This is a genomic window from Streptomyces sp. NPDC057474 (genome assembly GCF_042802555.1).
Taxonomy (GTDB): Bacteria; Actinomycetota; Actinomycetes; order Streptomycetales; family Streptomycetaceae; genus Streptomyces.
The window spans coordinates 36467-62266 of record NZ_JBHVDX010000016.1; the positions used below are offsets into that span (position 1 = coordinate 36467).

The 25800-nt window shown below is 68.3% G+C and carries 25 protein-coding genes, 2 tRNA genes and 3 pseudogenes; 19 read left to right on the top strand and 11 right to left on the bottom strand.

Translation table 11 applies throughout. From position 1 onward, the window contains the following. Positions 1-49 precede the first annotated feature (49 nt). The gene (locus tag ACFU53_RS06960) at positions 50-229 is read right to left on the bottom strand and encodes an FxLD family lanthipeptide (protein WP_328339846.1); all 180 of its coding nucleotides are present in this window, start codon (positions 227-229) and stop codon (positions 50-52) included. A 509-nt stretch (positions 230-738) separates the two neighbouring features. Beyond that, positions 739-1185 carry an ATP-binding protein gene (locus tag ACFU53_RS06965; RefSeq protein WP_383986860.1) on the bottom strand — a complete coding sequence of 149 codons (447 nt, stop codon included), beginning with the start codon at positions 1183-1185 and terminating at the stop codon, positions 739-741. A gap of 240 nt (positions 1186-1425) precedes the next feature. Here ACFU53_RS06965 and ACFU53_RS06970 point away from each other — a divergent pair, with 240 nt between their 5' ends. From ACFU53_RS06970 to ACFU53_RS06980, 3 genes are all read left to right on the top strand, one after another. Beyond that, positions 1426-2712: an XRE family transcriptional regulator gene (locus tag ACFU53_RS06970; protein WP_383986863.1), complete on the top strand. Its 1287-nt coding sequence runs from the start codon at positions 1426-1428 to the stop codon at positions 2710-2712. Next, positions 2709-3248 carry a GNAT family N-acetyltransferase gene (locus ACFU53_RS06975; protein WP_383986865.1) on the top strand — a complete coding sequence of 180 codons (540 nt, stop codon included), beginning with the start codon at positions 2709-2711 and terminating at the stop codon, positions 3246-3248. Before ACFU53_RS06970 ends, ACFU53_RS06975 begins: the two co-directional genes overlap by 4 nt. Positions 3249-3438: 190 nt before the next feature. Further along, the gene (locus ACFU53_RS06980) at positions 3439-5712 is read left to right on the top strand and encodes a restriction endonuclease (protein WP_383986868.1); all 2274 of its coding nucleotides are present in this window, start codon (positions 3439-3441) and stop codon (positions 5710-5712) included. Between the two features lie 131 nt (positions 5713-5843). On the opposite strand, the gene ACFU53_RS06985 is transcribed toward ACFU53_RS06980, so the two are convergent. Continuing rightward, positions 5844-6113, bottom strand: coding sequence for a tetratricopeptide repeat protein (locus ACFU53_RS06985; RefSeq protein WP_383986963.1), 270 nt, complete (start codon positions 6111-6113; stop codon positions 5844-5846). Positions 6114-6255: 142 nt separating this feature from the next. On the opposite strand from ACFU53_RS06985, the gene ACFU53_RS06990 reads away from it, so the two are divergent. Continuing rightward, a complete protein-coding gene (locus ACFU53_RS06990; protein ID WP_383986871.1) occupies positions 6256-6750 on the top strand; it encodes a hypothetical protein in 495 nt (164 codons plus the stop codon). A 305-nt stretch (positions 6751-7055) separates the two neighbouring features. On the opposite strand, the gene ACFU53_RS06995 is transcribed toward ACFU53_RS06990, so the two are convergent. Then, a complete protein-coding gene (locus ACFU53_RS06995) occupies positions 7056-7811 on the bottom strand; it encodes a formylglycine-generating enzyme family protein (RefSeq protein WP_383986874.1) in 756 nt (251 codons plus the stop codon). Positions 7812-8296: 485 nt separating this feature from the next. On the opposite strand from ACFU53_RS06995, the gene ACFU53_RS07000 reads away from it, so the two are divergent. The 3 genes from ACFU53_RS07000 (at position 8297) to ACFU53_RS07010 (ending at position 9297) form a co-directional block, all read left to right on the top strand. Continuing rightward, positions 8297-8374, top strand: a tRNA-Arg gene (locus ACFU53_RS07000). A gap of 213 nt (positions 8375-8587) precedes the next feature. After that, positions 8588-8854 (top strand): hypothetical protein, encoded by a 267-nt coding sequence (locus ACFU53_RS07005; protein WP_383986877.1) that lies wholly within the window; start codon positions 8588-8590, stop codon positions 8852-8854. Beyond that, positions 8851-9297, top strand: a complete 447-nt coding sequence (locus ACFU53_RS07010; RefSeq protein ID WP_383986879.1) for a hypothetical protein — start codon at positions 8851-8853, stop codon at positions 9295-9297. Before ACFU53_RS07005 ends, ACFU53_RS07010 begins: the two co-directional genes overlap by 4 nt. Before the next feature lie 365 nt (positions 9298-9662). Here ACFU53_RS07010 and ACFU53_RS07015 read toward each other — a convergent pair whose 3' ends face one another. Continuing rightward, entirely contained in the window at positions 9663-9905 is a 243-nt protein-coding gene (locus tag ACFU53_RS07015; RefSeq protein ID WP_383986881.1) for a winged helix-turn-helix transcriptional regulator, read from the bottom strand. A gap of 7 nt (positions 9906-9912) precedes the next feature. Here ACFU53_RS07015 and ACFU53_RS07020 point away from each other — a divergent pair, with 7 nt between their 5' ends. After that, positions 9913-10332: an alpha/beta hydrolase fold domain-containing protein gene (locus tag ACFU53_RS07020; protein ID WP_383986884.1), complete on the top strand. Its 420-nt coding sequence runs from the start codon at positions 9913-9915 to the stop codon at positions 10330-10332. A 57-nt stretch (positions 10333-10389) separates the two neighbouring features. Continuing rightward, positions 10390-10614: pseudogene (gene prpE / locus ACFU53_RS07025) on the top strand (propionyl-CoA synthetase); the annotation flags it as partial. A 136-nt stretch (positions 10615-10750) separates the two neighbouring features. Here the strand turns inward: prpE and ACFU53_RS07030 are convergent. Beyond that, a complete protein-coding gene (locus tag ACFU53_RS07030) occupies positions 10751-11218 on the bottom strand; it encodes a helix-turn-helix domain-containing protein (protein WP_221750426.1) in 468 nt (155 codons plus the stop codon). A 93-nt stretch (positions 11219-11311) separates the two neighbouring features. Between ACFU53_RS07030 and ACFU53_RS07035 the strand changes: the two genes are divergently transcribed. After that, positions 11312-11812 carry a PaaI family thioesterase gene (locus ACFU53_RS07035; protein WP_383986887.1) on the top strand — a complete coding sequence of 167 codons (501 nt, stop codon included), beginning with the start codon at positions 11312-11314 and terminating at the stop codon, positions 11810-11812. 294 nt (positions 11813-12106) lie between these two features. Here ACFU53_RS07035 and ACFU53_RS07040 read toward each other — a convergent pair whose 3' ends face one another. Then, positions 12107-13558, bottom strand: coding sequence for an FG-GAP and VCBS repeat-containing protein (locus ACFU53_RS07040; protein ID WP_383986889.1), 1452 nt, complete (start codon positions 13556-13558; stop codon positions 12107-12109). A 236-nt stretch (positions 13559-13794) separates the two neighbouring features. Here ACFU53_RS07040 and ACFU53_RS07045 point away from each other — a divergent pair. Beyond that, positions 13795-14009: pseudogene (locus ACFU53_RS07045) on the top strand (GNAT family N-acetyltransferase); the annotation flags it as partial. 623 nt (positions 14010-14632) lie between these two features. On the opposite strand, the gene ACFU53_RS07050 reads toward ACFU53_RS07045, so the two are convergent. Continuing rightward, a complete protein-coding gene (locus tag ACFU53_RS07050) occupies positions 14633-16141 on the bottom strand; it encodes a helix-turn-helix domain-containing protein (protein WP_383986892.1) in 1509 nt (502 codons plus the stop codon). A gap of 756 nt (positions 16142-16897) precedes the next feature. On the opposite strand from ACFU53_RS07050, the gene ACFU53_RS07055 reads away from it, so the two are divergent. Both ACFU53_RS07055 and ACFU53_RS07060 read left to right on the top strand, forming a co-directional pair. After that, complete coding sequence (locus ACFU53_RS07055; RefSeq protein WP_383986895.1) at positions 16898-17509, top strand: DUF4232 domain-containing protein; 612 nt, start codon at positions 16898-16900, stop codon at positions 17507-17509. 331 nt (positions 17510-17840) lie between these two features. Continuing rightward, positions 17841-19367 (top strand): S1 RNA-binding domain-containing protein, encoded by a 1527-nt coding sequence (locus tag ACFU53_RS07060; RefSeq protein WP_383986898.1) that lies wholly within the window; start codon positions 17841-17843, stop codon positions 19365-19367. A 751-nt stretch (positions 19368-20118) separates the two neighbouring features. On the opposite strand, the gene ACFU53_RS07065 is transcribed toward ACFU53_RS07060, so the two are convergent. Next, on the bottom strand, positions 20119-20487 hold the full coding sequence (locus ACFU53_RS07065; RefSeq protein ID WP_383986901.1) for an amphi-Trp domain-containing protein: 369 nt from the start codon (positions 20485-20487) through the stop codon (positions 20119-20121). A gap of 273 nt (positions 20488-20760) precedes the next feature. Between ACFU53_RS07065 and ACFU53_RS07070 the strand changes: the two genes are divergently transcribed. Further along, complete coding sequence (locus ACFU53_RS07070) at positions 20761-21087, top strand: carboxymuconolactone decarboxylase family protein (RefSeq protein ID WP_383986904.1); 327 nt, start codon at positions 20761-20763, stop codon at positions 21085-21087. A gap of 128 nt (positions 21088-21215) precedes the next feature. Continuing rightward, positions 21216-22646 carry a DUF2252 domain-containing protein gene (locus ACFU53_RS07075; RefSeq protein ID WP_383986907.1) on the top strand — a complete coding sequence of 477 codons (1431 nt, stop codon included), beginning with the start codon at positions 21216-21218 and terminating at the stop codon, positions 22644-22646. A gap of 350 nt (positions 22647-22996) precedes the next feature. Here ACFU53_RS07075 and ACFU53_RS07080 read toward each other — a convergent pair. Further along, a tRNA-OTHER gene (locus tag ACFU53_RS07080) sits at positions 22997-23082 on the bottom strand. Positions 23083-23386: 304 nt separating this feature from the next. Between ACFU53_RS07080 and ACFU53_RS07085 the strand changes: the two genes are divergently transcribed. The 4 genes and pseudogenes from ACFU53_RS07085 to ACFU53_RS07100 all read left to right on the top strand — a co-directional run bounded on the left by ACFU53_RS07085 (position 23387) and on the right by ACFU53_RS07100 (position 25096). Then, positions 23387-23992 carry a hypothetical protein gene (locus ACFU53_RS07085; RefSeq protein ID WP_383986910.1) on the top strand — a complete coding sequence of 202 codons (606 nt, stop codon included), beginning with the start codon at positions 23387-23389 and terminating at the stop codon, positions 23990-23992. Position 23993: 1 nt separating this feature from the next. Then, positions 23994-24407, top strand: a complete 414-nt coding sequence (locus tag ACFU53_RS07090; protein ID WP_383986913.1) for a phage holin family protein — start codon at positions 23994-23996, stop codon at positions 24405-24407. Next, a pseudogene (locus tag ACFU53_RS07095) lies at positions 24383-24463 on the top strand (DUF3618 domain-containing protein); the annotation flags it as partial. The gene ACFU53_RS07090 and the pseudogene ACFU53_RS07095, both read left to right, overlap by 25 nt. An 81-nt stretch (positions 24464-24544) precedes the next feature. After that, positions 24545-25096: a hypothetical protein gene (locus tag ACFU53_RS07100; RefSeq protein ID WP_383986971.1), complete on the top strand. Its 552-nt coding sequence runs from the start codon at positions 24545-24547 to the stop codon at positions 25094-25096. 27 nt (positions 25097-25123) lie between these two features. Here ACFU53_RS07100 and ACFU53_RS07105 read toward each other — a convergent pair whose 3' ends face one another. After that, entirely contained in the window at positions 25124-25789 is a 666-nt protein-coding gene (locus ACFU53_RS07105) for a hypothetical protein (RefSeq protein ID WP_383986916.1), read from the bottom strand. Between the last annotated feature and the right edge of the window lie 11 nt (positions 25790-25800).

A 25800-nucleotide genomic window follows, 5' to 3' on the forward strand; every position in this document is an offset into this window, starting at 1 on the left:
ACGCCACGAGGCGCGACGGCACCAGCCCGGAGAGACGTGGAGCCTCGGGTCAGGCGACGTTGGTGGTGCAGGCGCCGCAGGTGGTTCCGCAGTTGTCATCGGTCAGGTTGACCAGACCCGCCGGGTCGGCGACCTCGACGAGGGAGACGTCCAGGTCGAAGCCGTCCGACGTCCCCGGGGTCTGCTGGGGCGCGTAGGTGCTGCTCGGTACTACGGCGCTGCGTGTCATGCCAACTCCTCTAAATCGTTGGGATGTTGTTGTGCGGTGGTGCCCGCCCCCGGCCGTACGGCACAGCACTGCACGGTCGGGGGCGGGAGTCTGGTCAGACGGCAGCCGGCCGTCGCTCCATGAAGTAGGCGAGCGCCTGAGCCTTGAGGCGGTCGAGGCACGGTCTGCAGGAGCAGACCGGGGCGTGCTGCCCGTCCCACTGAAGCGGGCCGAGCCAGATCACGGGCACTCCAGTGCGCCCGCACCCGAGCCAGCAGTCACCGGTGACCCAATGCTCGGCCACGCGGGGAGTCATGCCTCGGCTCCGGTCCGTGTCCCAGGGGTGGGCGACCGGCAGGTCGGCCCACAGACCCAGAGCCGGAACAGCAGGCCCCGATGACGCACATCGCCCAGCACCTCGCCGCGCGCCCCCAGGTACCGGGCGCAGCGTGCGCACTCCATGGCCATCTGCTGGCGGGGACGGAGGCGGGCGAGGTCCGTGTGGGGCGGGGTCACCGCGGCCGGGGTGCTCACGCGTCGCCCCCAATGAAGAGTTCCGCCCAGACCTCTTTGCTGCGTGGACGCCTCTCCGGACCATGCAGGTCATAGCCCCAGCGGTCGGCGATGCCGTCGATCAGGAGCAGACCACGGCCTGACTCGTCGTCCTCATCAGCCTGGCCAAGGACCGGGAGGCGCGCAGGCGCCCGGTCCACCACCCCGACACGGACCCGTGTCGCGCTCGGCCGCCCGACAATCAGGCGGATCGAGTGGCACGGCGTGTGCCTGACGGCGTTCGCGATCAGCTCCGACATGATCAGCGCGGCAACGTCGGCGAGGTTGTCGAGGTGCCATACGCCGAGGGCGTCACGGACGAGCTTGCGGCCGATCTCGGCCGTGGACGGCTCGCACGGGAAGGACTGGCTGTAGGCGGGGTGCCCGGTGGGCGCGACCTGAACTGGCGTACTGAGACTCGTCATTGGGGTTGAGCCTTCGCGTTGTCTCGGCGCCCGGATCACCCCGGAGAAGGCATCAGGGGCGGGCCGGGCCGTCAACAGTCGCCCGCACCGGAGAGAGTGGCGGGCGACCAGTAACCAGACAACTCCCTTTCGCAGCACAGTGATTAGGGCGATCAGCCGTCCACCCGGCGGAAAGACCTAGGGCGATTTGACCTTCCCTTTACCTGGTGGTGGAGAGTGCGTGAGAGCTACCGTGCGTGCATGGACACCACGCGCAACACCGTTCTTGAGGCGTGGATGGCAGAACACGGCTACAGCTCCAACAGCCTTGCCGACTCTGTGAACAGCGCCTTAGAGCGGCTGACCGGGCGGCCCGGCGGCCTCGACGGCTCATCGGTTCGGGCCTGGAAAGCAGGCCGGGTCACGTGGCCCAAATCGGCTACCCGCAAGGCGCTTGCGGACGTCAGCGGCCTGCCCGCTGTCGCTCTAGGGTTCGTGCCACGGGGCCGGCCTTCGCCGACCCCAGCCTCACCGCAGCAGGAGGACCCCGACATGAAGCGCCGTACCCTCGTCGGCGGCCTTGCGGCGGCTGCCGCCGTAGCAGCAGCCGCCCCCGGCACCGCAGCGCCCCGCCGAATCGGCATGAGCGACGTCGACCGCCTGAACAAGCGCTTCGCCGAGATCATCGCCAACGACCACCGCCACGGCGGACAACTCGGCATCGAACAGCGGGCCGCCGCGCTCACCGACGAGGCACTGAACCTCCAGAACGCCGGCAGCGCCACCCAGCGCGTACGCAGCAGCCTCTACGCCTCCGCGGCGGCGTTCCGCTCATCGGCGATGTGGGCCGCCATCGACGGCCGCCGCTACGACGTCGCCAAGGCGCACATGCGTGAGGCCCAGGCCCTCGCCGAGATGTCCGGCGACCAAGCCATCAAATTCCGCATCTGGAGCCACGCGGGCACCATGTACCGGCACATGGGCCGACCCGCCGACGCGTTCGCCGCCAACGACGTCGCCCGCAACCTGCACCTCACCCGCCGTGACCCACTGTTTGCGTCCCTGGGCTTGGCCCGGCAGGGCGCCATCCACGGCGCGGGACAGGACCGCACCGGCACCCGCCGTGCGTTCGAGCAGGCGCAGGAGGCCATGCTGCGCGCCGACCCCGCCGACTACCGGCCGGTATGGATGCTCGCCTTCTACGACCAGGCCGAGCTGGACTCCCTGGCCCTGTCCGCCTACTTGGCGCTCGGCGCCTACCCGACCGCCGAGTACCACGCCCACCGCTGCCTGTCCGCCCTGCGGCCCCACATGGTCCGGTCCCGGGCCATCGCCACCACCCGTCTCGCACACGCCCAGCTCGCGCAAGGTGCCGCCGACGCTGCCACGGCCACCGCGATGAAGGTCCCCGCCGACGCCGCTACCCAGCACGCCCGGGTAACGCGCATGCTGCAGGAGTTCGGGGCTGCGCTGCGGGCCACCGCTCCGGGGAGCTCCACCGTGCAGACCTGGACCGAGCACACCGCCTCCTGGAGGATGGCCGCATGACCACGGCGCCCGCCATCGAACTGCGCACGTTCACCACTCTGGATACCGTCCGAGGCGATCTCCTCGACGTATACGCCGATGTGCGCGCCCCACTGCTCCACCTGCCGAACTATGCGGTCACCGCGTTCGGCGAGCGCCTGGACCGACACAGCGGCGAGCCGGGGTTCACGGCCGTCCTCGCCTACGCGGATGGGCACTCGGTCGGCTACGCCTACGGCAACACCATTGAGCACGGCGACCGCTACTGGCAGCGCACCACCCCCTCGCCGGCGGAGAAGTACACCGAGCGCCCGGCGGTGGCCCTGAAGGAGATCGGCGTCCGGCTAGCCTGGCGGAAGACGGGCACCGCTCGCCGCATCCACGACGCCCTTCTCGCCACACGCGACGAGCCGTACGTCACTCTCATGGTTAACCCGGCCGCCGGGGACGGAAAGGTCCATGCCCTCTACAAATCGTGGGGGTACGAAGACATCGGTCAGAGCCAGCCGTCACCGGCCTCGCCGATCCTCACCGTGATGATCCGCGTCATCCGCTGATCGGCGCTTACGACCCCGCCGTCTTCGAACGACACAGCTGCTGCCGTATCCAAAGCCATGGCCAGCGCCAGCCGCACCCATGGCATCGCGACTCATGGAATGCTGATCCACGCTCCGTTCAGCGTGACTTCGGGGCCCGCAGCCCTGGCTAGTGGCCCGGCACGCGGATGATCAGGCAGGGGGCGGGACCATGGAAACGTTCGACGTGGGCAGGCTGACGGACTTCGACTTCGAGGCCGTGTGCAAGGACCTCCTCGAGCTGGAATTCGGCGTTCGGCTGGAGATCTTCACCTCCGGGCCGGACGGAGGCGTGGATCTGCGGCATATGCAGGGAGACGATCCCGCCCTGATCGTGCAGTGCAAGCACTTCCACCGGTCCGGCCGAGCCAAGCTGCTGGCCCACATGCGGAAGGCGGAGGCCCCCAAGCTCGCCCATCTCAAGCCAGGGCGCTACGTCCTTGCCACATCGGTCGAGCTCAGCCGTGCCGCCAAGGACAAGCTCTACGACATGCTGCAGCCGTTCGTCAGGTCACCGGGCGACATCTACGGCAAAGATGACATCGATGCGCTTCTCCGCAAGCACGATCAGGTGGTCAGGCGACATCTGCGACTCTGGCTCACGAGCGCTTCGGTACTCAACTCCCTCATGTCCAAGAGCATCGTCACGCGTTCCCACGCCCTCGCCGACGCAGTCAACGCCACACTGCGCACGTATGCCGACAACGGCAGCCTCGGGGAAGCGCTGCGACTTCTTGACGATCGGCACGTGTGCGTGGTCGCCGGGGCTCCGGGAGTAGGTAAGACCACCCTCAGCCATGTGCTGTGTGCCCACTACGCGAGTCACGGGTACGACATCATAGAGATCTCCGAAGACGCGGAGGAAGCAAATGAACTATGGGACCCTGGCGTCCCTCAACTTTTCTATTACGACGATTTTCTGGGGCAAACCGCGATCGGCGAAAAGCTGGGGAAGAACGAGGACGGCCGCCTCATATCTCTGATGCAACGGGCGGCAAACTCCCCCAACAAAAGGTTTTTGCTCACCACGCGGGAGTACATTCTCGCGCAGGCCAGACAGAGGTACGAGCGCCTCGACAGACACCGTTTCGATATCCAGACGTGCGTGCTCGATGTGGCCGATTACACGTACGGGGCGAGGGCGTCAATCCTCTACAACCACGTCTCCACCTCCAGCCTTCCAGCCCGCACGAAGTCAATATTCGCATCTCCAGATGCGTACGCACCCATTGTCCAGCACGAGAATTTCAATCCGCGCGTCATCGCCGCGACACTGTCCGAGGCTGTAGCATTCGGGACCACCGGGAAGCGCATCGCGACCGAAATGGTTGCGAACCTGAATGACCCCGGCCGCGTTTGGGGTCACATCGTCAACCACCAAATCGGCGCATCCGACACCCTCCTACTTAAAACGCAACTATCCTTCCTGTCCGGTATCCGGATGGATACCCTTGAAAGCGTCTGGGCTTCATTGGGGGGTGCACTCCGGGACCTGCACAATGCTCTGAAGGTGCTGGACGGGACGATGCTTAGGAGCGTGCGTCACGGAGAAGTAGTGTTCGTGGAGTTCCATAACCCGTCGGTGCGTGACTACATGCGCGCTTTCATCTCTTCCGATCACTCCGAAATGAAGGACTTCGTCGGTCGCATCCGGCTCTTCGAGCAGGTCGAGTCGCTATGGTCCATGCTGTCCTCCCGTAACGCGGAGCAGGTGCTGAAAGCCTTGATGCGCTGCATGCCGGAGTTGGAACGGAGTGCGGAGCTTGCCTTCCGGTCGGAGACCGTCGTGGTAGAAGGTCACCACTCCGCGCATGACAACGCCCATCGGGCCCTGCTCTACCTGAAGCTGGGAACCGCCGTGACGTCCGAGCGTGTGCATGACATTGGCTGGCGGAGTATCAGCGAAGACAGCGTGATCAGCGAAGCATGGGATCAACAGACGGTTCAGGATATTCTCAGCTTTCTCGGCGATTCAAAGAGGCAGGATCTCAGAGAATTCCTCCCGCAAGCAGTCGACCAGGCAGCCGAATGGATAATGGAGTTCGATCTTTCGGATTGGCGATCCTTGAGCGACGCCCTGGATTTCGCCTCACTGCTGACGGATTTCGAAAAAGGCGAAGAGGCGCATGAGCATGTCGCAGGCCGCATGGACGATTACGCCGAATGGGCTCTGGAGAGCTGGATGGAACACGGTGATGGGTCCAGATATGACCTGACCGAGATGGAGGCCATCTTCCGTCATTACGAATCCGGGGATGGTGACCTTTACCGGCTTGACGAGGAGATTTTCGCCAAGGTCCGCGCTCTCGTGGAGGCATCGGCATCGTCCCTCAGCGCCCCGAGGACCCCGAGACGCCCTGCGCCCGCCCGTTCGACCGGGCCAACGGCGGCCGAGAGGGAGGGCGTGGCCCGCATGATGGCCACGCTCACTTCCGACGGCACCTGAGGCCGCTCGGCGGAGGCCCCGACTGCTCGGGCTCGGGCCGCCGAGGCCGCCCTGCTCGTGGCGCTGTCACGCAGTCAGACACGCACCGGTCGGCGCCGCAGGCACCCGCGCCCACCTGGTGCTGCGTCTGGTCATGGATTCTGACTCCATCCCAGCAGCACCCGCGTTGCTGCAATAGAGTCGGGATGGTCGGGGCCCAGGATGTGCTCGGTGTCGTCGGCTGCCTGTTCCAGTAGTTCGATGGCCTTGGTGGTGCGTCCAGCGTGCTGATAAGAGGCTGCGAGTTTGGTACGGGCGGTGAAGCTTTGCCCGGCAAGCGGCCCCGACGTGATGTCGATCCGCTTCGTGTCCTGGTCAGCTGCCGCGGGTGCGATGAAGCGCTTCTGCAGAGGTCCTGCGATGCGCTATGGTCGCCACCGAGCGGCATGATGTGAACGCCGTTTCCGAGCGGTTTCGCCCACGGAGGCCGTGCACCGGACAAGGGCCTTTAGGCCCCACACTCCTGCATGTAACCTGCGCTCCGCGCACGACGTCTTGGGGTCCGTGGGCGATCCCGTCTGGGAGACGATCGTGCCTAAGTCCGGCAGTAACCGCGTCAAGAAGCGCGCCCGGGAAGAGCACCGCAGGGCAGCCCGCAGCCGCAGGTACCCCGACGTGCGCACTGAGATCATGAACTCCGTTCCAGTCCTGCCTAGTACAGAACTCCTGCCGGTATGCGGCAAACAGCAAGGTGGCTACGCGATCTTCGGCATCGAGGTAGCCGCCTACCGGTGCACCCGCCCGGCTGGCCACGCCGTCCTCGACAACATGGGCGACGTACCTCCGGGCGAAACCTGCCTTGGCGACTTCAACTACGCCGTGCACATCTGCCACGGCGAGCACATGGCCCTCGTCGACCACGAAACCCGCATGAACACCGATACCGCAGATATGGCCGCCTGGTTCGAGGCCCAAGATCATGCCTATGCCGAAGAACAGGATCTCCTCCGCAGCGAGTTCGGCGAAGACGAGCAATTCTTTGCGGGCATGCCCGGATAGCCGCCTGCGCGCCGCAGGTCGGATCTCCCCAGTTTCGCCTTCCAGACCGCGAGCTCTATGCGTGCGCGATGCGTGAGCGGATGGTCCAGCACAGGGCGTCACGAGCAGGATGAGGTACGACGCCCCAGGGCGCTGATCAGGAAGAACAGCGCCCTGCGGCAGGGTGGAGCACCCCCCGGCAAGGATCCAATCCCACTCCTAAAGCGGGTGTCGCAGGTTCGAATCCTGCCGGGGGCACCAGTCCAGAAGGGGGCCACCTCCGAAAATTTCTGAGGTGGCCCCCTTCTGACATCCAGATCTTGCCCCTAACTGGTTGGCAGGGGTGCGACCGGGCGGACCGCAGTGAAGTCCTGAGACTCGTCGCGGGTGGCGGAGAGCAACAGCAGCCACTCGTCGCAGCCCTGCCACGGAGATAGGTCGCCGCCACCTCCTCGCACCACCCGCGGTCCGTCGCCGGTACGGGGGCGTGCATCCGCCGGCGCGTCCGTGAAATGCGGGATCCACACATCGGCGCAGACCTCGTTCGCCGACCCCATCGCCGCCAAGCCGAAGGCGTTCTCAGCCGCGGCTGTGCGCTCCTCGTCGGCAAAGTCGTCCAGCACATGGTCCTCGTCCGGCTTTCCGTCCCCTCGGAAGGTCAGAGTGGTCGTCCCTGCCCGGGCCGCGTACTCCCACTCCGCCTCGCTGGGCAGCCGGAAGGGCAACGCCCCGAGCAGGTCGTCCAAGTCGTCCTCGAAGCGGGCCGTGCTTGCATCCGAGTCGGCGAAGCTGTCCTCGTACTCGGGCAGCCAGTGCCGCGCTTGCGCCACCGTCAGCGGATGGCGGGCGATCAAGAACGGCTCAACCCGCACTTCTCGTACCGGCCGGGCATGGACAGCACCGGCGAAGAACGCTTCGAGGTCGTCATCGGCGCCGTCGGACCGCTCAATGGCACGAACCGCGTCCAGTTCCGCGTCGGACAGACCCATCAGGAACGTCCCACCGGGGACAGCCCGGAAGACCACTCCGGAAGGGGTGTGCCGCCACGCCGGTCGACCGGCCACTATCTCGTGAGCCCACATGGTGCCGGACGCTAGCAGCCGGGCATCCCGGGCGAGGGAGGAGGTCCGGGAAGGGAATGTGGTCAGCTGATCACCTCCTGGACGCCGCAGCTCCGCACCACTACCGCACCAGATCGAGCGGGGAACAGCGGGGAACCACGGTGAAAGCCGACAGCACCTGCGAGAGTGCAGGTCAGCAATCAACGCAGGTCAGCGCCCAGATTCAGCCTCGAATGATCGCAGCTTCCCAAGCTGAGGGCACGGAGGCTGTCGTCACGGACCGGCCGTCGTGACCTGCCCTGGTCGACGACACAAGCCAGTAGCGTGGCTGAGACTGGTGGGGGTGCAGCGAGGCACACGCGCGCCTGGTCGGTCGACGCACCCGCCATCGTGGCTGACTGTCGTCGGCCGAGGTTCGTGCCATAACCGTGCCAGATGCAGGGGTCAGCCACGGTCAATGGGGGTGTCCCGCAGTCGAGTTTCTGGCCGCCTCACCAGGTATCGAAGCCGCAGGTCAGCAGCACGATTGCCCAGCCTCTCTCCTAAAGCGGGTGTCGCAGGTTCGAATCCTGCCGGGGGCACCACCTGCGACGCAGGTAAGAGAGATCCAGGCCCCTCGTTCCATTCGAACGGGGGGCCTTCCTCACGTCTGGAGTCCACAAAGAGTCCACATCCCCATACGAACCCCAGACGCGCCTCTCGCAGACCTGCGCGGTATCCGTCGGGAGGGCGGCCCGGGCAGATGAGGACCCCTAGGAGGCCAGGCCGCGCCGGACGAGATCTGGCATACTTAAAGTATGGCAACTCGGAAGATCACCATCACCGTGCCGGAAGAGCTGGTGGAATCCATCAAGGAGCGCGTCGACGCGCGCGGAGTGTCCGGGTACATCGCGGCCGCCGCCGCTCATCAGGACGCCATGGATCGACTGCGCGAGTTGGCCGAACGTCTCGAAGAAGAGCACGGCGCCGTGACGGACGACGAGCAGCAAGCAGCGCTGGACCGCGTCGCCGCCATTGACGGCTGGCATGACGAGCAGCGATCACACTCGGACGAGGCCGCGTGAGCCGCACCGCCCGAGCGAAGCTGCACCGGCCGCGGCAGCGCGTCTTCGTGTTCGACTCCGAGGCTCTCTCCAAGGCGGTTCAGGGCGATCGGGAGATGGCTGCGCTGATCAAGACGGCTCCGCGGCTGGACATCCCGATCGTCACCTCGGCGCTCACGACCCTGGAGGCGTGGGACCCACGCGAAACGTCGAGGCAGGCATTGTGGAACTGGACGCTGTCCCGGATCCGCATCGTGCACACGGACGACCAGGTGATCGCCATGGCGCGCGACATGCTGAAGGCAGCCGGCCTGCATGGGCACAAGTACGCCATCGACGCCATTCTGGCGGCTGTGGCCGGGCTGGAAGCCACGCAGGGAGCTCAGGCAACCGTCTTCACCTCCGACACCGACGACATGAATCAACTCCTCGCGGGACACCCCGTGCGAGTCGAGAAGGTCTGACGAGACGCCGCCTGTACCTCACTCCGACCACTCTCCGCCCCCCTGAACAACCCGTGGCCTCGTCGGACAGCATCCACCGGCACGTATGCAGCACACACGGGAACGGGAAGCTCCGCGAAGACGTGAGAACTACGGAGGAGTGTTTCCCCAGGCCAGACCCGCTGTTGTCCATATTTTCGCAGGTCACAGCCCTGCCCAGGGAAAGCTCCTAAAGCGGGTGTCGCAGGTTCGAATCCTGCCGGGGGCACAACGCGTTACACGCCTGACCTGGGCTTTCTCTCCCAAGGGAGGCGCCTTTTCGGCCTCGGACTCCCCGTCCGGGGCCGTTTGCGTGAGCGCAGTGCTGTGCTGGCCGGTGCACACCACTAGCGCGCCGACGACATCAGCCTCCGTAGTTGAACTGAACCGGGGCCTTGGCTCCGTCTGTTTGGCCGCTTTTCCAGCAGCCCTTCCGCCACCAGTCGGCGCAGCCGGTCCGTCAGCGTGTTGCGGGCGATCCCCAGCGACTCCTGGAACGCGTCGAGCCGCAGGATCCCGTAGCACGCCTCCCGCAGCACCAGAGGCGTCCACCAGTCCCCGAGCAAAATCCACTTCGGCGGGTCGGTCACCGCCTCGATGCACTCGGACCGCAAGGCCGCCGGCCACCTCCCCATGGCCTCCGGCGCCCGCTCCCTCGTCATGGACTTCCGCCTGGCACCCGAACACCCCTACCCGGCACAGCTCGACGCCGCCGAGACCGCCTACCGATGGCTGCTCTCACAGGGCCACGAGCCGCGGAACATCGGCAGCACGGGCCACTCGATCGGCGGCACCCTCGCCGTGAGACTGCCGCTGCGTCTGCTCGCCAAGGGCGAGGCGGCCCCGGGTGCGATCGTCAGCGTCTCGCCGTGGACCGACCTCACCCTCCAGAACGCGTCGGTGGACGAGAACGAAGACAACGACAAGATGCTCAGCAGGAACACCCTTGAGCTCTTCCGGGCAGCCTGGCTGCAGGAGCCGGAGTGGACTTCGCCGCCCTCGAGATCAGCCTCGTGAACGCCGACCTGACCGGTCTGCCGCCCACCACCGTCCACAACGGCGCAACCGGGCGAGGCCGAGCTCGTCCAGCTCGTACGCGAACGCATCGGCGCGGTCGCCTCCCTCAAGGACGTCGCGGTCGTGGCCGCCCTGCCCAAGACCCGCTCGGGGAAGATCCTGCGCAAGACGATGCGCGGCATCGCCGACGGCCACGACGAGCCCATCCCCTCCACGGTGGACGACCCCGGCGTCATCGAGGCCCTGCGCCCTGTTCTCCGCCGCGCCGGCCACACCCCGTGAGCGGCCGGCTCTCGGAGGGGTCGACGGTGGGTCACCGCGCCCACCAGGCTCCACGGGGCACGACCCGCCGACCAAGGAATGGGACGGGTAGGTTCAGGGTGACGCCGAGCCCCGGCTGCGGTTTCACACCGATGATTCACGACCGAAGCCGGGCACCGGGTCCCAGCCGGGCGGTGACTTGCCCAGGGGTGAGAGTGGAGTGCCCCTCGGAACACTCGACGACGACGCGGACCGGAGCGTCGCAGTCGGTGTGGCGAACGTCCAGTACGGGGCCCTCGGGGTCGAGGGCGTACGCCTCGCCCCACTGGCGCAGCGCCATCAGGACGGGCCATAGGTCCCAGCCCTTGCGGGTCAGGCGGTACTCGTTGCGGGAGCGGCTGCCCGGCTCCTGGTAGGGGACGGTCTTGAGGATGCCGGCCGCGATCAGCTTCCGGAGGCGGTCGCTGAGGACGGCCTCCGACAGGCCGATGTGGCGGTGGAAGTCGTCGAACCGGCGGACTCCGTTGACGGCGTCCCGCAGGATCAGCAAGGTCCATTTCTCTCCGACCACGTCGAGCGTGCGCTGGACGGGGCAGTTCTCCGTGCTCGCTTCAAGCCACTCCATCCAGCCATCGTAGGGGCCTGGCTTCTTCATTGACAGTCAGGTGAGACGGAAGCTAGCTTCACTGGAAAAAGCCAGACGGGAAGGCGCTCGGTCGTGGGACGAACACGTACGTATCAATGGGAAGATCCCGCGATCCTGGCGGAAGCCGCCGGACGCATGGCCGGCATCGACTTCCTGCGCGAGTTGCAGGCGGGGCGACTGCCGGGGCCGCCCATCAACTACGCCATCGACTTCACCCTGGACGAGGTGGAACCCGGCAGGGCGGTCTTCTCCCTGACGCCGGGAGAGGAGCACTACAACCCGATCGGCAGCGTGCACGGCGGCATCTTCGCCACCCTGCTCGACTCGGCGGCGGGCTGCGCCGTCCAGACCACCCTCCCGCAAGGCATGGCGTACACCTCACTCGACCTGACAGTGAAGTTCCTACGGCGGATCACCGTGGAGACGGGCACGGTGCGCGCCGTCGGCACGGTTGTCAGCAAGGGCCGTCAAACCGCCCTCGCGCAGGCGCAGTTGATCGACGCGAAAGATCGTCTACTCGCCCACGCCACCAGTAGCTGCCTGCTCTTCCCGGTTCCTCCGTCTCAAGGGTGAGTCTCGGCGGGGACCGGTGAATCGGACCCTGTCCCCCACTCGCCGACGCCGCATCCCCGGACGGCCAAGACGGCGTTGAAGGAGGCGTGACCACGACGATGCGGCTCACGCCCGTCATGAGCACGCCATCGCGGCGCTGCTCGTCGGGAAGATCACCAAGACGATCATGGTGCTGTAACTCAACTACACCGCCTGAGGCAGGTGTTGACTCTCCCTCCAACGTGAAGATGGCGGCTGGCTCTGGATCGCTCCTCGCACCGCCCGCTGTGGCGGTCGCCGCAGCGGTCAGCGGGCTCAGCGTGCGAACGGGCCGCCCAGCCGCGCATACGACAGCTTCAGGGTGGTCACGGAGTACGTCTTGGAGCCCGTCGTCGTGATGCCCGACGTGGAGCCCTTGAGCTGGTGGACGAGGCCCCAGCGGTCCTCGTACCCCAGCTGCTCGTTGGTGTCGATCATCAGGTCGGCGCGGCCGTCGCGGGTGTAGTCGGTGAGCTTGAGGTAGGCGCCGAACTGGTCATCGGTCTCGGGGGTGCCCGCGACGCCGGAGGTGTCCTGGGTGTAGGACTTGGCGCCGGTGCCGGTCAGGCCGCCCGCGCGGCCGAGCAGGAGGGTGACCGAGCCTGCGTTGCGCTTGGTGCCGAGGTCCTCGCCGCGGGCGCCGACGGCGAGGTCCGCGTAGCCGTCGCCGTTGACGTCGCCGACGGCGATGGCGGAGCCGAAGTAGTCCTCGTTCTCCGAGGAGCCGGGCACTCCGGTGGTGTTCTGGCTGAACTTCACCGGCTTGCGGGCCGTGTTGGGGCCGCCGGAGCCGCCGTACTGGACGGTGACGTAGCCGCGCTCGCCGTCGCCCGGCTCGTAGCCGCGGCCGATGGCGAGGTCGCCGTAGCCGTCCTTGTCGAAGTCGCCGATGGCGAGGATGTCGCCGCCCTGGTGGCCGCCGTCGTCCGGCACCAGCACCTCGCCCGCGCGCTGGGTGAAGGTGCTGCCGCCGCGGTGGAAGTAGGCCCGCAGGTTGATGTCGTTGCCTGCCTGGAGATCCAAGCCGAGCATGTACAGGTCGGTCGCGGCGTCGGCGGTGACCCGGCCGGCGACGAGGTTGGGGGCGTGCAGATAGCCGTAGCCACCGCCCAGGGAATCCCAGCCGCTCTTTCCGCCGGTGCGCGTGAAGGGGCCCTTCAGGAGGACGACGCCCGCCCGGCTGTTGCTGGTCACGGCGAGGTCCGGGTCGCCGTCGCCGTCGAAGTCGCCGGAGACCACGTCCTCGCCGAGGTGGTCGCCCTGGTTCTCGTACTCCTGCGGGACGGGCGAGTTGAAGACCGTGCCCGAGCCGAGGCCGCCCGCGCTGCCCCAGACGACGGTCAGCCCGCCCCGGGACCGGATGGTGCCGACGTCCTCGCCGGGCGAGGAGACGACCAGGTCGGCGTAGCCGTCCCGGTCGAGGTCGGCGGTGACGGCGGCGGCGCCCCACGAGTCACCCTCCTCCACCGCGCCGGGGATGCCGGGCGAATCCTGGTGGATGGTCTGGACGCGGGTGCCGGGGCCGGTCGACGTGCCATAGACGACGGTGACCCGGCCGTCCTTGCCGTGCGAGCCGCCGAGCATGACGAAGTCGCGGTAGCCGTCGCCGTTGAAGTCGTCGGACAGCTTGGCGGGGGCCGCCGACGCCGCGGGGGCCGTCAGGAGCGGTGTGCAGACCGCTGCCGCGAGGGCCACGGCAGCGGCGAGGGCGGTACGTCTGGCGCGCATGGGTCTCCGTTGTCGAGATCGTGCTGTGAGCGACCTGTTGAATCTGATCGACTGCGCTCTACGACGTACGCGGCGGCCGAATGGTTGTACCTACGCTCTGGGACAGCTCGAGAACAGCTCTCCGGCAGGGAGAACCGTGGCTCACACCGTCACGGGCACCGGAGGGACCTACTGGTCCACCCACCCACGGGGTGGCTCGCGGTGGTGCTGCTCGACCTCGTCCTCGAGGGACGGGCCTGAGCACCCTCGACACCATCCGCGGCGGCCTCCTCGACGTGTACGCCGACGTGCGCGCCCCGCTCCTCCACCTGCCGAACTACGCGGTCACCGTGTTCGGCGAGCGCCTGGACCGGCACGGCACCGAGCCGGGTTCACTGCCGTCCTCGCGCACGCGAACGGCCACCCGGTCGGCTACGCCTACGCCAACACCATCGGGCACGGCGACCGGTACAGCGCACCAGCCGGGCGCTCGCTGACCACGAGCACGCCGTCCGCTGGACGCTTGACCCCAGCGAGAAGAAGCCGATGGCAGATGCGCGCCCAGCAAGGATGGGACATCGCCACGACCGGCGGGTGGAGCGGGAGTACCACATCAGGAACCTACATGCGCGTGCGTCGCAGGAGCTTGGGCTCCTGACCGGCCTCGCGTGCGTGCGCGATGCGTGCGCGATGCGTGCGCGGACGGTCCGGCACAGGGCGTCACGAGCCGGATGAGGTACGACGTCGCAGGGCACTGATCAGGCAGAACAGCGCCCTGCGGCAGGGTGGAGCACTGCCCGGCAAGGATTCGATCCCACTCCTAAAGCGGGTGTCGCAGGTTCGAATCCTGCCGGGGGCACACGAAAAAAGGGCCAGCTCAGGAGGGTTTCCTGCTATCAGGGCCCGCAGGAGTTGGCAGGCCTTGACACCACATGGCGGCTTGCGCGCTGCGGGACCTGAAGCCGAACAGACTCACGAGGTGCGCGGCACCACCTCCCTGCCCCGGCCCCGCCCGGATCCCACCGACGGCGGGGACGGTCGGGCCCCCGCCCGGCCGGTCCTGCTATCGGACGGGCTGTGCGGCCTGTTGCTTCGTCAGTCGCCGGAGTCGCCGGAGTCGCCGGAGTCGCCGGTTTCCGCCTTGTCGTAGGCGGCGGTCATGGGGACCCAGCCACGGGGGTTTTGGTACCAGTAGTGCGGTAGGCCCTTGATGCTGGTGGTGCGGAACGGGCGGCCGTGGTCGTCGATGCGCACCGTGCCGGTTCGACCCTGTGAGGACCAGTCGAGGTCGAGGTACCAGTCGCAGGTGCAGGACTCGGTGCGCGCGGCGAGCAGCAGGACCTCCGGCTCCCGCAGGGAGACCTGGTAGGGGAAGTCGATCGCGGGGGTCGGTCTGTCCGGTTCGTTGCCGGGTATCGAACGGGCCAGGGGTCGGTGCGCGTCGAGGTTCACGGAGAAGTAGCGGGGGACGAGGATGGCGCCGCAGCCTTCATACGTGGAGTAGGCGATGCCCCGGCGGGCGGCGGGGGTGGTGCGGTTGACCACGCGCACATGCAGTGCCTCCAGTACGACGGCGGCGGAGCCGCGTCCCTGCACCGTGATCCGCAGATTGGTGGTGCGCCCGTGCACCGCCCCCTGGGACGCGGCCCACACCGCGGCGTCCGCCGGGATCGGCGGCGGTGGGACCTGCTGCGGTTGCTTGGCGATGACGTAGTTGTGGTCGCATTCGTGCTGCCAGAGCTGGGAGTTGGCCGTCCAGGTGAGCGGGGCCTGCGGCGGGACCGTGTCGGCGCTCGCCCGGTTCTCCTGCGGGCCGCCGTCGCTGTGCGTGGCCGACGCCGAGGGTTCCGGTGTGGTGCGGGCGGACGCCGACGACTCACCGCCACTGGAGGGGGGTCCGGCAGCGGATTGCGGGCCGCCGTCGTGCGTGGCCGACGCCGAGGGTTCCGGTGTGGTGCGGGCGGACGCCGACGATTCACCGCCACTGGAGTGGGGTCCGGCAGCGGATGCGGTGAGGCCCGCGAGCGCAATGGCGAGCGAGGCCGCCAGTGCTATCGATCGGACGGGCCGTCGTCGGGGGCGCCCGGCATGGGGCCGCCGGTCGGCCGGTGAGGTCGGCCCCGGGCGAGGGTCGGCCGGTGAGGTCGGCCCCGGGCGGGGGTCGGCCGGTGAGGTCGGCTCGGGGCGGGGGTCGGCCGGTGAGGTCGGCTCGGGGCGGGGGTTGGCCGGTGAGGTCGGCTCGGGTGCCTTGTCCGTTGGGCTGTTGTGGCTCGCGGATGCGGCCGATGCCGCGGTGCTCGTGGTGTCGTGGGGCGTCTGTGCCCGCCGGGCATCGGATGGGCGTGGTCGTTGCCGTGCCGCGACTGCCAGGATCCACCGGCGGTGCAACTCCACGCGTTCCTCGGGGGAAGCGCCGCAGAGTGCGGCGAACCGCTCGATCCCGGTGAAGTCCATGGGAACCGCCTCACCGGCGCAGTAGCGGTGCAGCGTGGAGGCATTCATGCCCAGACGGCGGGCCAGCGCCGCGTAGCTGCGGTCTGTGCGCTCCTTCAGACGCGTCAGCAGTAGCGCGAACTCCACTACGTCATTGTGGATTGCATCCATGTGGTCCGTACTCGCATCCATCCGTCGGCCTGTGCGGTCAGTCCTGATCCGGGACGGCATCCCAGGCACTCCCCAGGCACTCCCATACCTGCACGTCGATACGGCTGAGATGGTTGCAGGGCCCCTCTCCTCGAGACCACCCTCACCCGCGGCCCTGGGGCGCCGCCTTCTGCACCGCCGCCGGCCGGGCCCGGACACCGCATCGGATCACCGGTCGCCTCCGCCCTCCGGGGTCACCACCGCTGCGCGGGCCGGGCTGCCCCGCTCACCCGAAGCAGCGCTCCACGAAGGGCCCGCCCCCGGCACCGGCACCGGGGGCTCTGGGGCAGGGCCGTTTGCACCGTCGTCGGCCGAGGCGGTGGGCGCGGGCCGAGTCCACCGGGTGTCCGGACGCCGGCCTCAGGGGGTTTCCCATCCCGGACAGGCATCCCAGGCTGCCTTGTCTCTGCAGGTTGTCGGGGGTGGGATCGTCCCTCCGTTGCAGGTTGGGGGGCAGCCGTTGTCCCAGGCCCACGAGGCATACGACGCTATGGCTGTCGCACCGGCTGAAGCGGCCGACCGTACGGCAGCACCACGCCCCCGACTCACCCGTCCACTGGGACACCCACTCTCTTTGGGCACCCGGGTGCAGGGCGCGGACGCTCAAGGGGGGCGCCCGACCGCCTTCGCCCTCGCCACCGCGGTCCGAGGAGGAGGCGGGGGTGGCGGCGACAGCCCAGCACGCGACCTCATACCGATCAGAAAAGGAACACGCATATGAACGTGAAGTCTTTTGCGACCCACCGTGTGGCCGTGGCCGCGGGTCTCGTCCTGGCTCTTGGGTGTGTTGTGTCGGCACAGGCCTCCGCCACCGGGCCGCGGACGATCAGCGGGAAGGCCAGTGATGCGGTGACGCACCGCTCGGGCGGCAGTGGCGCCAAGGGCACCGTCGCCGCCTGCTCCCAGGAGGTCCTCGGGGTGTCCGCCGTGAAGGAGCCCGCAGACAGCAAGGACGCCAGGCACCTCCTCCTCACCGTCCAGAACGCCGGCGACAAGAAGTGCAACGTCTACCGCTACCCTCTCGTGCGGCTTGGTGCCGGTCGGACCACGGCCCCCGTGATCAAGGAGAGCGACCCGAACCCGGGGGTGCCCGTCACCCTCGCTCCGGGTGAGGAGGCATATGCCGCCCTGCTCGTCAACGGCCCCATGGACGAGTACGAGGCGAAGAGCATCACCCTCAGCCTCCAGGGTCGTAAGCCCGGCAGCAGCGCGGGCAAGCCGATCGATGTCCCCATGCCCGTCGACACGTTGTACGCCAACGACGGTCAGCGTGTCACCTACTGGACGACTGCTCCCGGTTACGCCCTGGATTTCATCATGTCGAAGTGACGGACCTCGATCGGAACCGCTTCCCAGCGGCTGACCAGAACGCTCACATGGCCTACTGAACACCGGCAACCTTCGCCGAGGACCTCGACGAACTCTGCCGCTGAGCCAGGTCGGATTGACTGAGCTCGGTTCGTTCCTGCCGCTGGCGCACCCGAACGGATCAACACAGGCGCCAACGTGCAGTGCCGGAAGTCCCCGGTGATCCGTTCGGTAACCGGGGCTATCCGTACACTCACGGCAATGTATGAATCCATCAGGTGCATAGCGTGCCGTCTCGAGGAGCAGGGCCTCACCACCCGTCAGCAGGCCCACCGAGTCACAGGGCGCCCCAGTGGCAGGCAGTGACGTGCTGCCGTACGTCTACCGGCTCACCAAGTACGATCCCGCCGACCGCGACGAGCACGGCAACTACATCGGCGCCGCCGAGGCGACCAGCGACCACGGACCGGTCGAAGAGGCATACCTGCAGGCGGTGGCCGCCTTCGCCGTGGATGCCGGAATCGACCAACTGGCCATACGGGAACCGCAGATCGCCGGCCTCGTGCATTTCGGCCTGGAGCCTGCAGTATCCGGCCACGGTCTGACGGGCATCTTCCCGCCGGACCTCACCGGCTACCACGACGGCGCAACGGTGCCCATGGCCATCGGTCTGGAACTGGTCAGGGCAATGCTCCGCGACAACGGCGCCTGGTGCCGCCTGGAGGTGGAGGGCGCGTTCGCCGTACACGTCGGGTGGGACCAGTACGTCTATGTGGGCACCAACACGCCATCCGGCAGAGCGGTGGCCCACACCCGCGCCCTTGGGCTGTTCCCCGAACGCCTGGACGCCTCCCCCTACGACGCGGCTCTCGACGAGCAGGACGGTGAGCAACGCCCCGCCGACGACGACTTCTGGGCACGACTGCACTGGTCCGTCGCCGGAGCCGCAATCCTGGAAGAGTGCTTCGTCGGCAACGCGTCGCGCTGGCATCGCCTCACAAGCGACACGGTGGATGCAGTGCGCGCTCGACTCACGCCACGCGCCCAGTTGACCGTCTGGCCGGACCTGTCCCCGGACGTCGATACGGTCCTTGCCGACCTCCCCGACGAGGGCCTGGTCGAAGTCGTTTGGGAGAGAGAGAACGGGCAGATCACCAGCGTCATCGCCGACGAGACTCAGTTCGCTGAACTGGCCGAACAAGTCCATGGCGCCCGTGCCGCGACCGTACTGTCCCTCTACACCGATCAGCGCCATCCGCTGCTCACCGCGGTCCTGCCCGACAGTGACGGTGTGCTGCGGGCCCGGTGGAGGACCGAGCCGACTCCGAGCGACCGGAACTGGGCCATCCTGAAAACCCTTCGCAGAGGCCAGGTCTGCACTGGGACGGTGACCGAGATCGCCGGCTTCGGCGTCACGTTCGTCGACATCGGCGGCTTCATCGCAATGATCAACATTCCCGAACTGTCCTGGCGGCACATCAACCACCCCTCTGACGTCGTGGCCGTGGGCCAGGAGATCGCTGCCGAGATCCTCGACGTCGACATGGTGCGGGAGCGTGTGTCCCTGTCGCTGAAGGCGCTGCAAGAGGATCCGATGCAGGCACTCGTCCAGCAGGTCGGCCAGATCATCACTGGCCGCGTCACGAAGCTCGTACCGTTCGGCGCCTTCGTCCGCATCGAAGACCGCGACGACGGCTTCGAGGGACTGGTGCACAACTCCGAACTCGCCGAGAGACATGTGGAAAGACCCGAAGGTGTCGTCCAGGTCGGAGGCACCCTCACTGTGAAGATTCTCGACGTCGACCCGACCCGGCGCCGGATCGTGCTGTCGCACACGCAGGCTCTGGCAGCCAACAGCGATGGACCCGGCCCCCGCTGATCGCTGATCGCTGATCGCGGATCGCGGATCGCGGATCGACGCAGCGTCGTGGCGTCGTGGCGTGGCTGAGATGTCGGTCGTTCTCCGCAGATTCGCTTACTCCCCATCAGCCGGCGACGGTTCCACACCGCCGTGGCCGCCGTCTCCAGCGTCGAGGAGTTCGTCCACCTGTTCAGCCACACCCGACGGCGTCCTCGTCGAGATCGTGTACGTCCCCTCCGGCAACGTACGCGGCTACAAGGTCGCCGGCGAAGAGCCCAGGCGTCCGGCCGGTCGAAGGCGACGTAGCGAGCCGCCTCCTTGGCCTCGGCGAGGAACAACGAAGCCAGTGCTGCACATGCTGCACACCACCTTCCTACGCACGCTCTGCGCTGTACCGGAACTCGCCAAGCCGTGCTTCGGCCCGCCCCGCGCCGCGTCACTCCCGCCGGCCTCCGGGACGGCGGCAGGCTCGGACGGCTCGTGCGAGCTGGTCATGGGTGCTCCGGGGCTTCTGGGGGGTTGGCCTGCCTCCATTTCCGCCGCTTCACGGCGAGACGGCCCGCCCAGGTGGGCCGTACGGGCGAGACGCGGACGCCCCCGCAGCGGTAGTCCCGGCCCGCAGGTGCCATGAAGTGCCATGAAGGTGGTGCGTCGGCTTGGAGAAAGCCGTAACAGGCCCGTCCGCGAACGCCATCGGCCGAGTGGCCTACCACGAGGCCGGCTGCGCGCGGTCACGGCGTGGTGGTCAGCCCGAGATCTCCGGCACCGCTCAAGGCGTTTTCGTGGCGGACCGTTTCGCGCCTTTGCTCCTGCCGGCGCCCGTGCTGCTCCGCGCAGGCTTGGCAGCCGGATTCTTCCGCCTTGTGTCCTTCTCCGTGCCCGCCACCGTTCGCGATGGTGCTGTCCGGGTCGGTGCGGTCGGCCACTTGAACTCGATCTCCAGCTCGATCTCGCCGTCACCGATCTCGACCTCTACCTCGCTGCGGAGTTCGTCGGGGACCCGCAGGCTCAGCGTTCCGGGGCCGAGTTCCAGTTCGGCTTCCCCGCCCTCCCTCAACGCGGCTGCGAGGGCCGTGAGCTGGTCAGCCGCCTCAAGGCGTGAGAGCGAGCGCTTCTGCTCGAACTTGAGGTCCTTCATGGGCGTCTCTGATCCGACACAAAGGGTAGATAGCGCCCATTCTGGGGCTATGCGCGGGATCGGACATCCTCATCGCCCAGGCGCAGGGGTGTCTGACCGGGCGGCTTGGGTCTCTGCGAACCATGCGCCTCCATGCCCTCCATGCCCTCCATGCCCTCCATGCGCGAAAGCCGGATGGGTTCTACGGTTGAGGAGAACTCCCGAGCCGCGGAACCCGGTTCCTTCCGCCTCGTACATCCCTCGGGCTCGAAACTCACCAGGAGGGCATGCGACATGTCCACTGCATCCGAAACCCCTGTCCTGGACACCCTCGCCGCCATGACGGTCGACTCGCTGGAGCGATGCGGGCTGCCCCCGGACATGCTCATCCTCACGCGCATCGCGGCGCTCGCCGCCTCGGACGCTCCGCCCATCTCCTACGTGGCCCATATCGACCCCGCCCTCAGAACCGGCCTGACCGCCGACCAGCTGCAGGACGTCCTGGTCGCGATCGCGCCCATCGTGGGCACCGCCCGCGTCATGACGGCAGCGGGCAACATCGCCACGGCACTTGGCATCGCCATCGCCGTCGCCGATACCGAGATCGGGTCCCAGGGCTGAGAGCAGACGCCCACCCGGCATCGGTGATCCGCGCGGCCACGTCGGGCAGAAGGCCACGGAGTCCTTCTGCCCGACGTGCCCTGTGCCGGGCGTCCAGGCGGCCGCAGGACAAGGCAGGAGGGCCTTCGATGTCCCCGAACGTGACCACGGCGATGCGCGCCGCGCCGCACACCACACCCGAGGAACGCGCCGCTCTCGGCAAGGAGGCACGCCGCCGCTCACCGCGGTCTGCCCACGCCGTGTACAAGCCGTCTCCAGACCGGCCGGATCCAGTGGCGATCCTGGAGGCGCAGTCCGCGGCACGCGTGCCCGAACTCGTCCCGATCCGCTACGGCCGGATGACGGAGTCCCCGTTCCGCTTCTACCGGGGCGCCGCCGCGATCATGGCGTCCGACCTCGCCGACAGCCCGCGCTCGGGACTCACGGCCCAGCTGTGCGGGGACGCGCATCTGCTGAACTTCCGTCTGCTCGCCTCGCCGGAGAGACAGTTGGTGTTCGACATCAACGACTTCGACGAGACGCTCCCGGGCCCCTGGGAGTGGGACGTCAAGCGACTGTCGGCGAGTCTCGTCATCGCGGGCCGGGCGAACGGCTTCGACGACGCCCAGCGCGCCCGCATCGTCAGCTCCACGGTCCGTTCGTACCGCGAGGCGATGATCCGCTTCGCGGAGACGGGCAACCTCGACGTCTGGTACGCGAAGATCGGCGCGGACCTCCTTGAGTCCCTGGCCGCCGGCCGGCTCCACAAGCGCGGTCGGAAAAACCTGGCCCGTGCCCTGGAGAAGGCCCGTACCCGCGACAGCCTGCAGGCATTCGACAAGCTCACCGAGACGGTCGACGGCCGGCCAATGATCGCGGCGGATCCCCCGCTGCTCATTCCGGCCGGCGACCTGCTGCCGGACATCGAACGCGGCGCCCTCGAGCGCCAGTTCCGCGGTCTGGTCGAGCGGTACGGCAGCACTCTGGCCTCCGACCGGCGCACGCTCCTGGCGGACTACCGACTGGCCGACGTCGCCCGCAAGGTGGTCGGCGTCGGCAGCGTCGGCACCCGATGCTGGATCTTCCTCCTGCTCGGCCGGGACGGCCAGGACCCGCTCTTCCTCCAGGCCAAGGAGGCCGACGCCTCCGTGCTCGCCGCGCACCTCGGCGCGAGCCGATACCGCAACCAGGGCGAGCGGGTGGTCTCGGGCCAGCGGTTGATGCAGGCCACGAGCGACATCTTCCTCGGCTGGGAACGGGTGGACGGGATCGACGGCAAGCAGCGCGACTTCTACGTCCGCCAGTTGCGCGACTGGAAGGGCATCGCCATGCCGGAAAGGATGCGGCCGAAGGACATGCGGGCGTTCGGCGAACTGTGCGGGGTCACCCTGGCTCGTGCGCACGCGCGGTCCGGCGACCGCATCGCGATCGCCGCGTACCTGGGCAGCGGCGGCTCGTTCGACCGGGCACTCGCCACCTTCGCGGAGGCATACGCCGACCAGAACGAGCGTGACCACCAAGCCCTGGTCGACGCCGTACGCGCAGGCCGGCTACCCGCGGAGGAACTGCCTCCGGCCTGACGGGGTCAGGAAGAGCCAAGGACGGGGTCAGGAAGAGCCAAGGACGGGTCGGTGGGGCCTTGGTCCGAGAGGTACGTGTGTTGCGGGGCCCCGTTTTCCGGGGCGTTTCCCGGGGCAGGAGTGCTGCCGCGGCGAGGCCGCCGAGTCCGATGGCGGCCAGGGTGATGCGGGCCCGCGCGAGCATGCGGTCCTGGCCTGCGGCACGGCTTGCCGATCACCGTGCGGAGCAGCCGCGCTTAGAACGAGCCTCCGGCGGGGGCGCTCAGGCTCCGAGATGGCGGGGCCCGGTACGCGGGTGCCGGCCGTGAGTGGTGTGTTGACGTGAGGTCGCGCCCCGGGAAGGCAGAGGGTGGCCACGGCCCGGATTCGAACCGGGGTTTCCGCATCGGGGCGAACCCGAGTGCGACGTCTTGGGCCGCTAAAACGACTCATGGCCAGGCAGATCGTACTACTCAGAGACTGGCAAGCCCACCTAAGCGGGCTGCTGCCTGCCGAACCGGAGCAACCATGGCCCGCCAGGGGCGCGTACCTGCGCGCGCGGGCCCTTCGCCGAATGCAGGCGTGCGGCCGGCCGCGCACGGTCCGCGCTCGGGTCTGAACATGCGAGGTGCATCCGTTCGGGTGACCCTGGAAGTGACGGTTCGTGCTGCCCGTCAGTTCCGGCGACTTTCCCAGGTGTCCGCATCGGGCTCGTCGCCGAGCCGGGGCGGCATCCCGCAGCAAGGAGCAAGGAGTGGCCTATGAGTGACGCAGCGCAGGGCGATGCGGGCCGTGTACAGCAGGCCGGGCAGACGGCGAAGGAACAGGCGTCGGCCACGGCCGATCAGGCCAGGCAGGCGGCGGGTGAGGTGACCAGCACCGCTGTGGAGCAGGCTCGCACGGTGGTCGGGGAGGCCCGGGAGCAGGCCGGCACGGTGGTACGTGATCTGCGGAGCCGGGTGGCGGAGGAGACCGAGGGGCAGGCCCGGCGGGCTGCGGGGACGCTGCGGCAGTGGGCTGATGACCTGGCCGGTATGGCGGAGAACGCGTCCGGCGATTCCCCGGCCCGTTCTCTGATGTCTACGGCCGCCGACGGCGGTCACCGCACGGCGGACTACCTGGAGAGGAAAGGCGTGGGTGGCCTGATGCAGGACATGCAGGGGTTCGCGCGCCGTCGACCTGGGGCGTTCCTGGGTGCGGCAGCGCTGGCGGGGGTCGTCGTCGGCCGGCTGGCCAAGGCCGGTACGGCGAGCCAGTCCTCGCAGCCGCAGCAGAAGCAGCCGCAGCCGCAGCCGGTACCGGTGGGCGAGTTCGCCTCGCCGGAAGAGGCTGTGCGGCCTGGCGTTCCCAGCTATCCGGGGGTGTGAGATGGCATCGGTCTTGCCACGGTCATCGAAGCCGCGCGGGGCGGACCCGTCGATCGGTGAGCTGCTGTCGACGGTGACCTCGGATGTGCAGGAGCTGTTCCGGCAGGAGGCGGAGCTGGCCAAGGCCGAGATCCGCGAGGAGGCCACCAAGGCCGGCAAGGCCGCCGGGATGTACGGCGGGGCCGGGTTCGCCGGCTACATGGTGGCTCTGTTCCTGTCGCTCGCGGCCGTGTTCGGTCTGGCCAACGTGATGGACGCCGGATGGGCCGCGCTGATCATCGTCGGGGTGTGGGCGGTGATCGGTGCGGTGCTGTACGTGATGGGGCGCTCACGGATGCGAGAGGTCTCCAAGCCGGAGCAGACCGTGCAGACGCTGAAGGAGGATGCGCAATGGGCACGTCAACTGACCAGGTAAGGGCCAACATAGAAGCGACCCGGGAGAGGCTGTCCGAGGACGTGGACCGGCTGACGGACCGGGCCAGTCCCCGCCGTGCGGTACGCCGCCGCAGGGCCCGGGTTCGCGGTGCGGTGTCGGGGCTTCGGACCCGAGTCATGGGTACCGCTTCGGATACGGCGGGGCAGACCAGGGACCGCACGCAGCAGGCGGCGCAGTCGGTGCGGGAGGGCGCCGGTCAGGCGACGGGTATGGCGCGCGGAGTGGCCGGGCAGGCCACCGACACTGCCCGTGAAGTGGCCGAGCAGGCCGGCGAGGCGGTGCGGCAGGCACCGGAGCAGGCGGTGCGGCAGACTCAGGGCAACCCGCTGGCCGCGGGGTTGATCGCCTTCGGCGCCGGGCTGCTGGCTGCCTCCCTCCTTCCGACCTCGCAGGCCGAGGAGCAGACAGCCTCCCGGATCACCGAGAAGGCCGGCCCAGCGCTCGAGCCGGTCAAGCAGGCAGCCGTCGAGTCCGCACAGCAACTGAAAGAAGATGCCACCGGAGCCGCTCAGCAGGCGGCCCAGGAGGTGAAGGACACCGCCACCGAGGCCGCGAAGACCACCGGGGAGGAGGCCCGCGACCAAGCGGGTCGAGTGGCTGATCAGGCCAGCGAGTCGGGGCAGCAGGTAGCCGACACGACCCGCCGGCAGGCCGGCGACACGATGTGATCCTTCTCTTCCACCAGACAGAGTTGGTCAGTGCTGCTGCATCCAGCGCCACTCCGAGACAGACGGCATGGATGGCATGGACGGCATGGACGGCATGGAGGACATGTAGGGCATGGAAGGCATGGAAGGCATGTGCGGCTTCCTGCTCATGGCCCGCTGCCACATCCCCCGGGCCTGCTCCTCGGGGCGCTGCTGTTCTCCGTGCAGCGCATTCAGGACGAGCAGGCCGCCTGTCAGTGCCGGGACTGCCCACTGCAGGACAGCGAGCTGCCGCTGCGCCTTTTCCGCGTCGACGGGGTGTTCCGCCGCCTTTTCGGTGTCTTCCGGGTCGGTGGAGGACGTCAGCTCAATCTTCTTGCCCAGCACCCGGCTGTACGCGGTGGCCGCCAGCGCGGCTCCGGTCAGAATCGTCTTGGCCACGGTGGAGGCAGCCACTCCCTGCTGGCTGGCAACCCGTGCCGCGTTCGCCGCGAGCAGGCCACTGCTGCTGACCAGATTGGTGCCGATGGCCGCGGCGCTCACCGGAGTCCACTTCGCCCACCCGGAGCTGGCGATCCGCGCGCGTGTCTCTTGCGCTCCGCCTTCGGCTCGTGCCGCGCCGTTGAGGCCCACTGCACCCATCAAGGAACCGCCGAACCATGCGGCCAATCCCAGATCATGCAGGCTGCGCAGGACGGTATTGCGTTGTGACATTTCGTGACTTC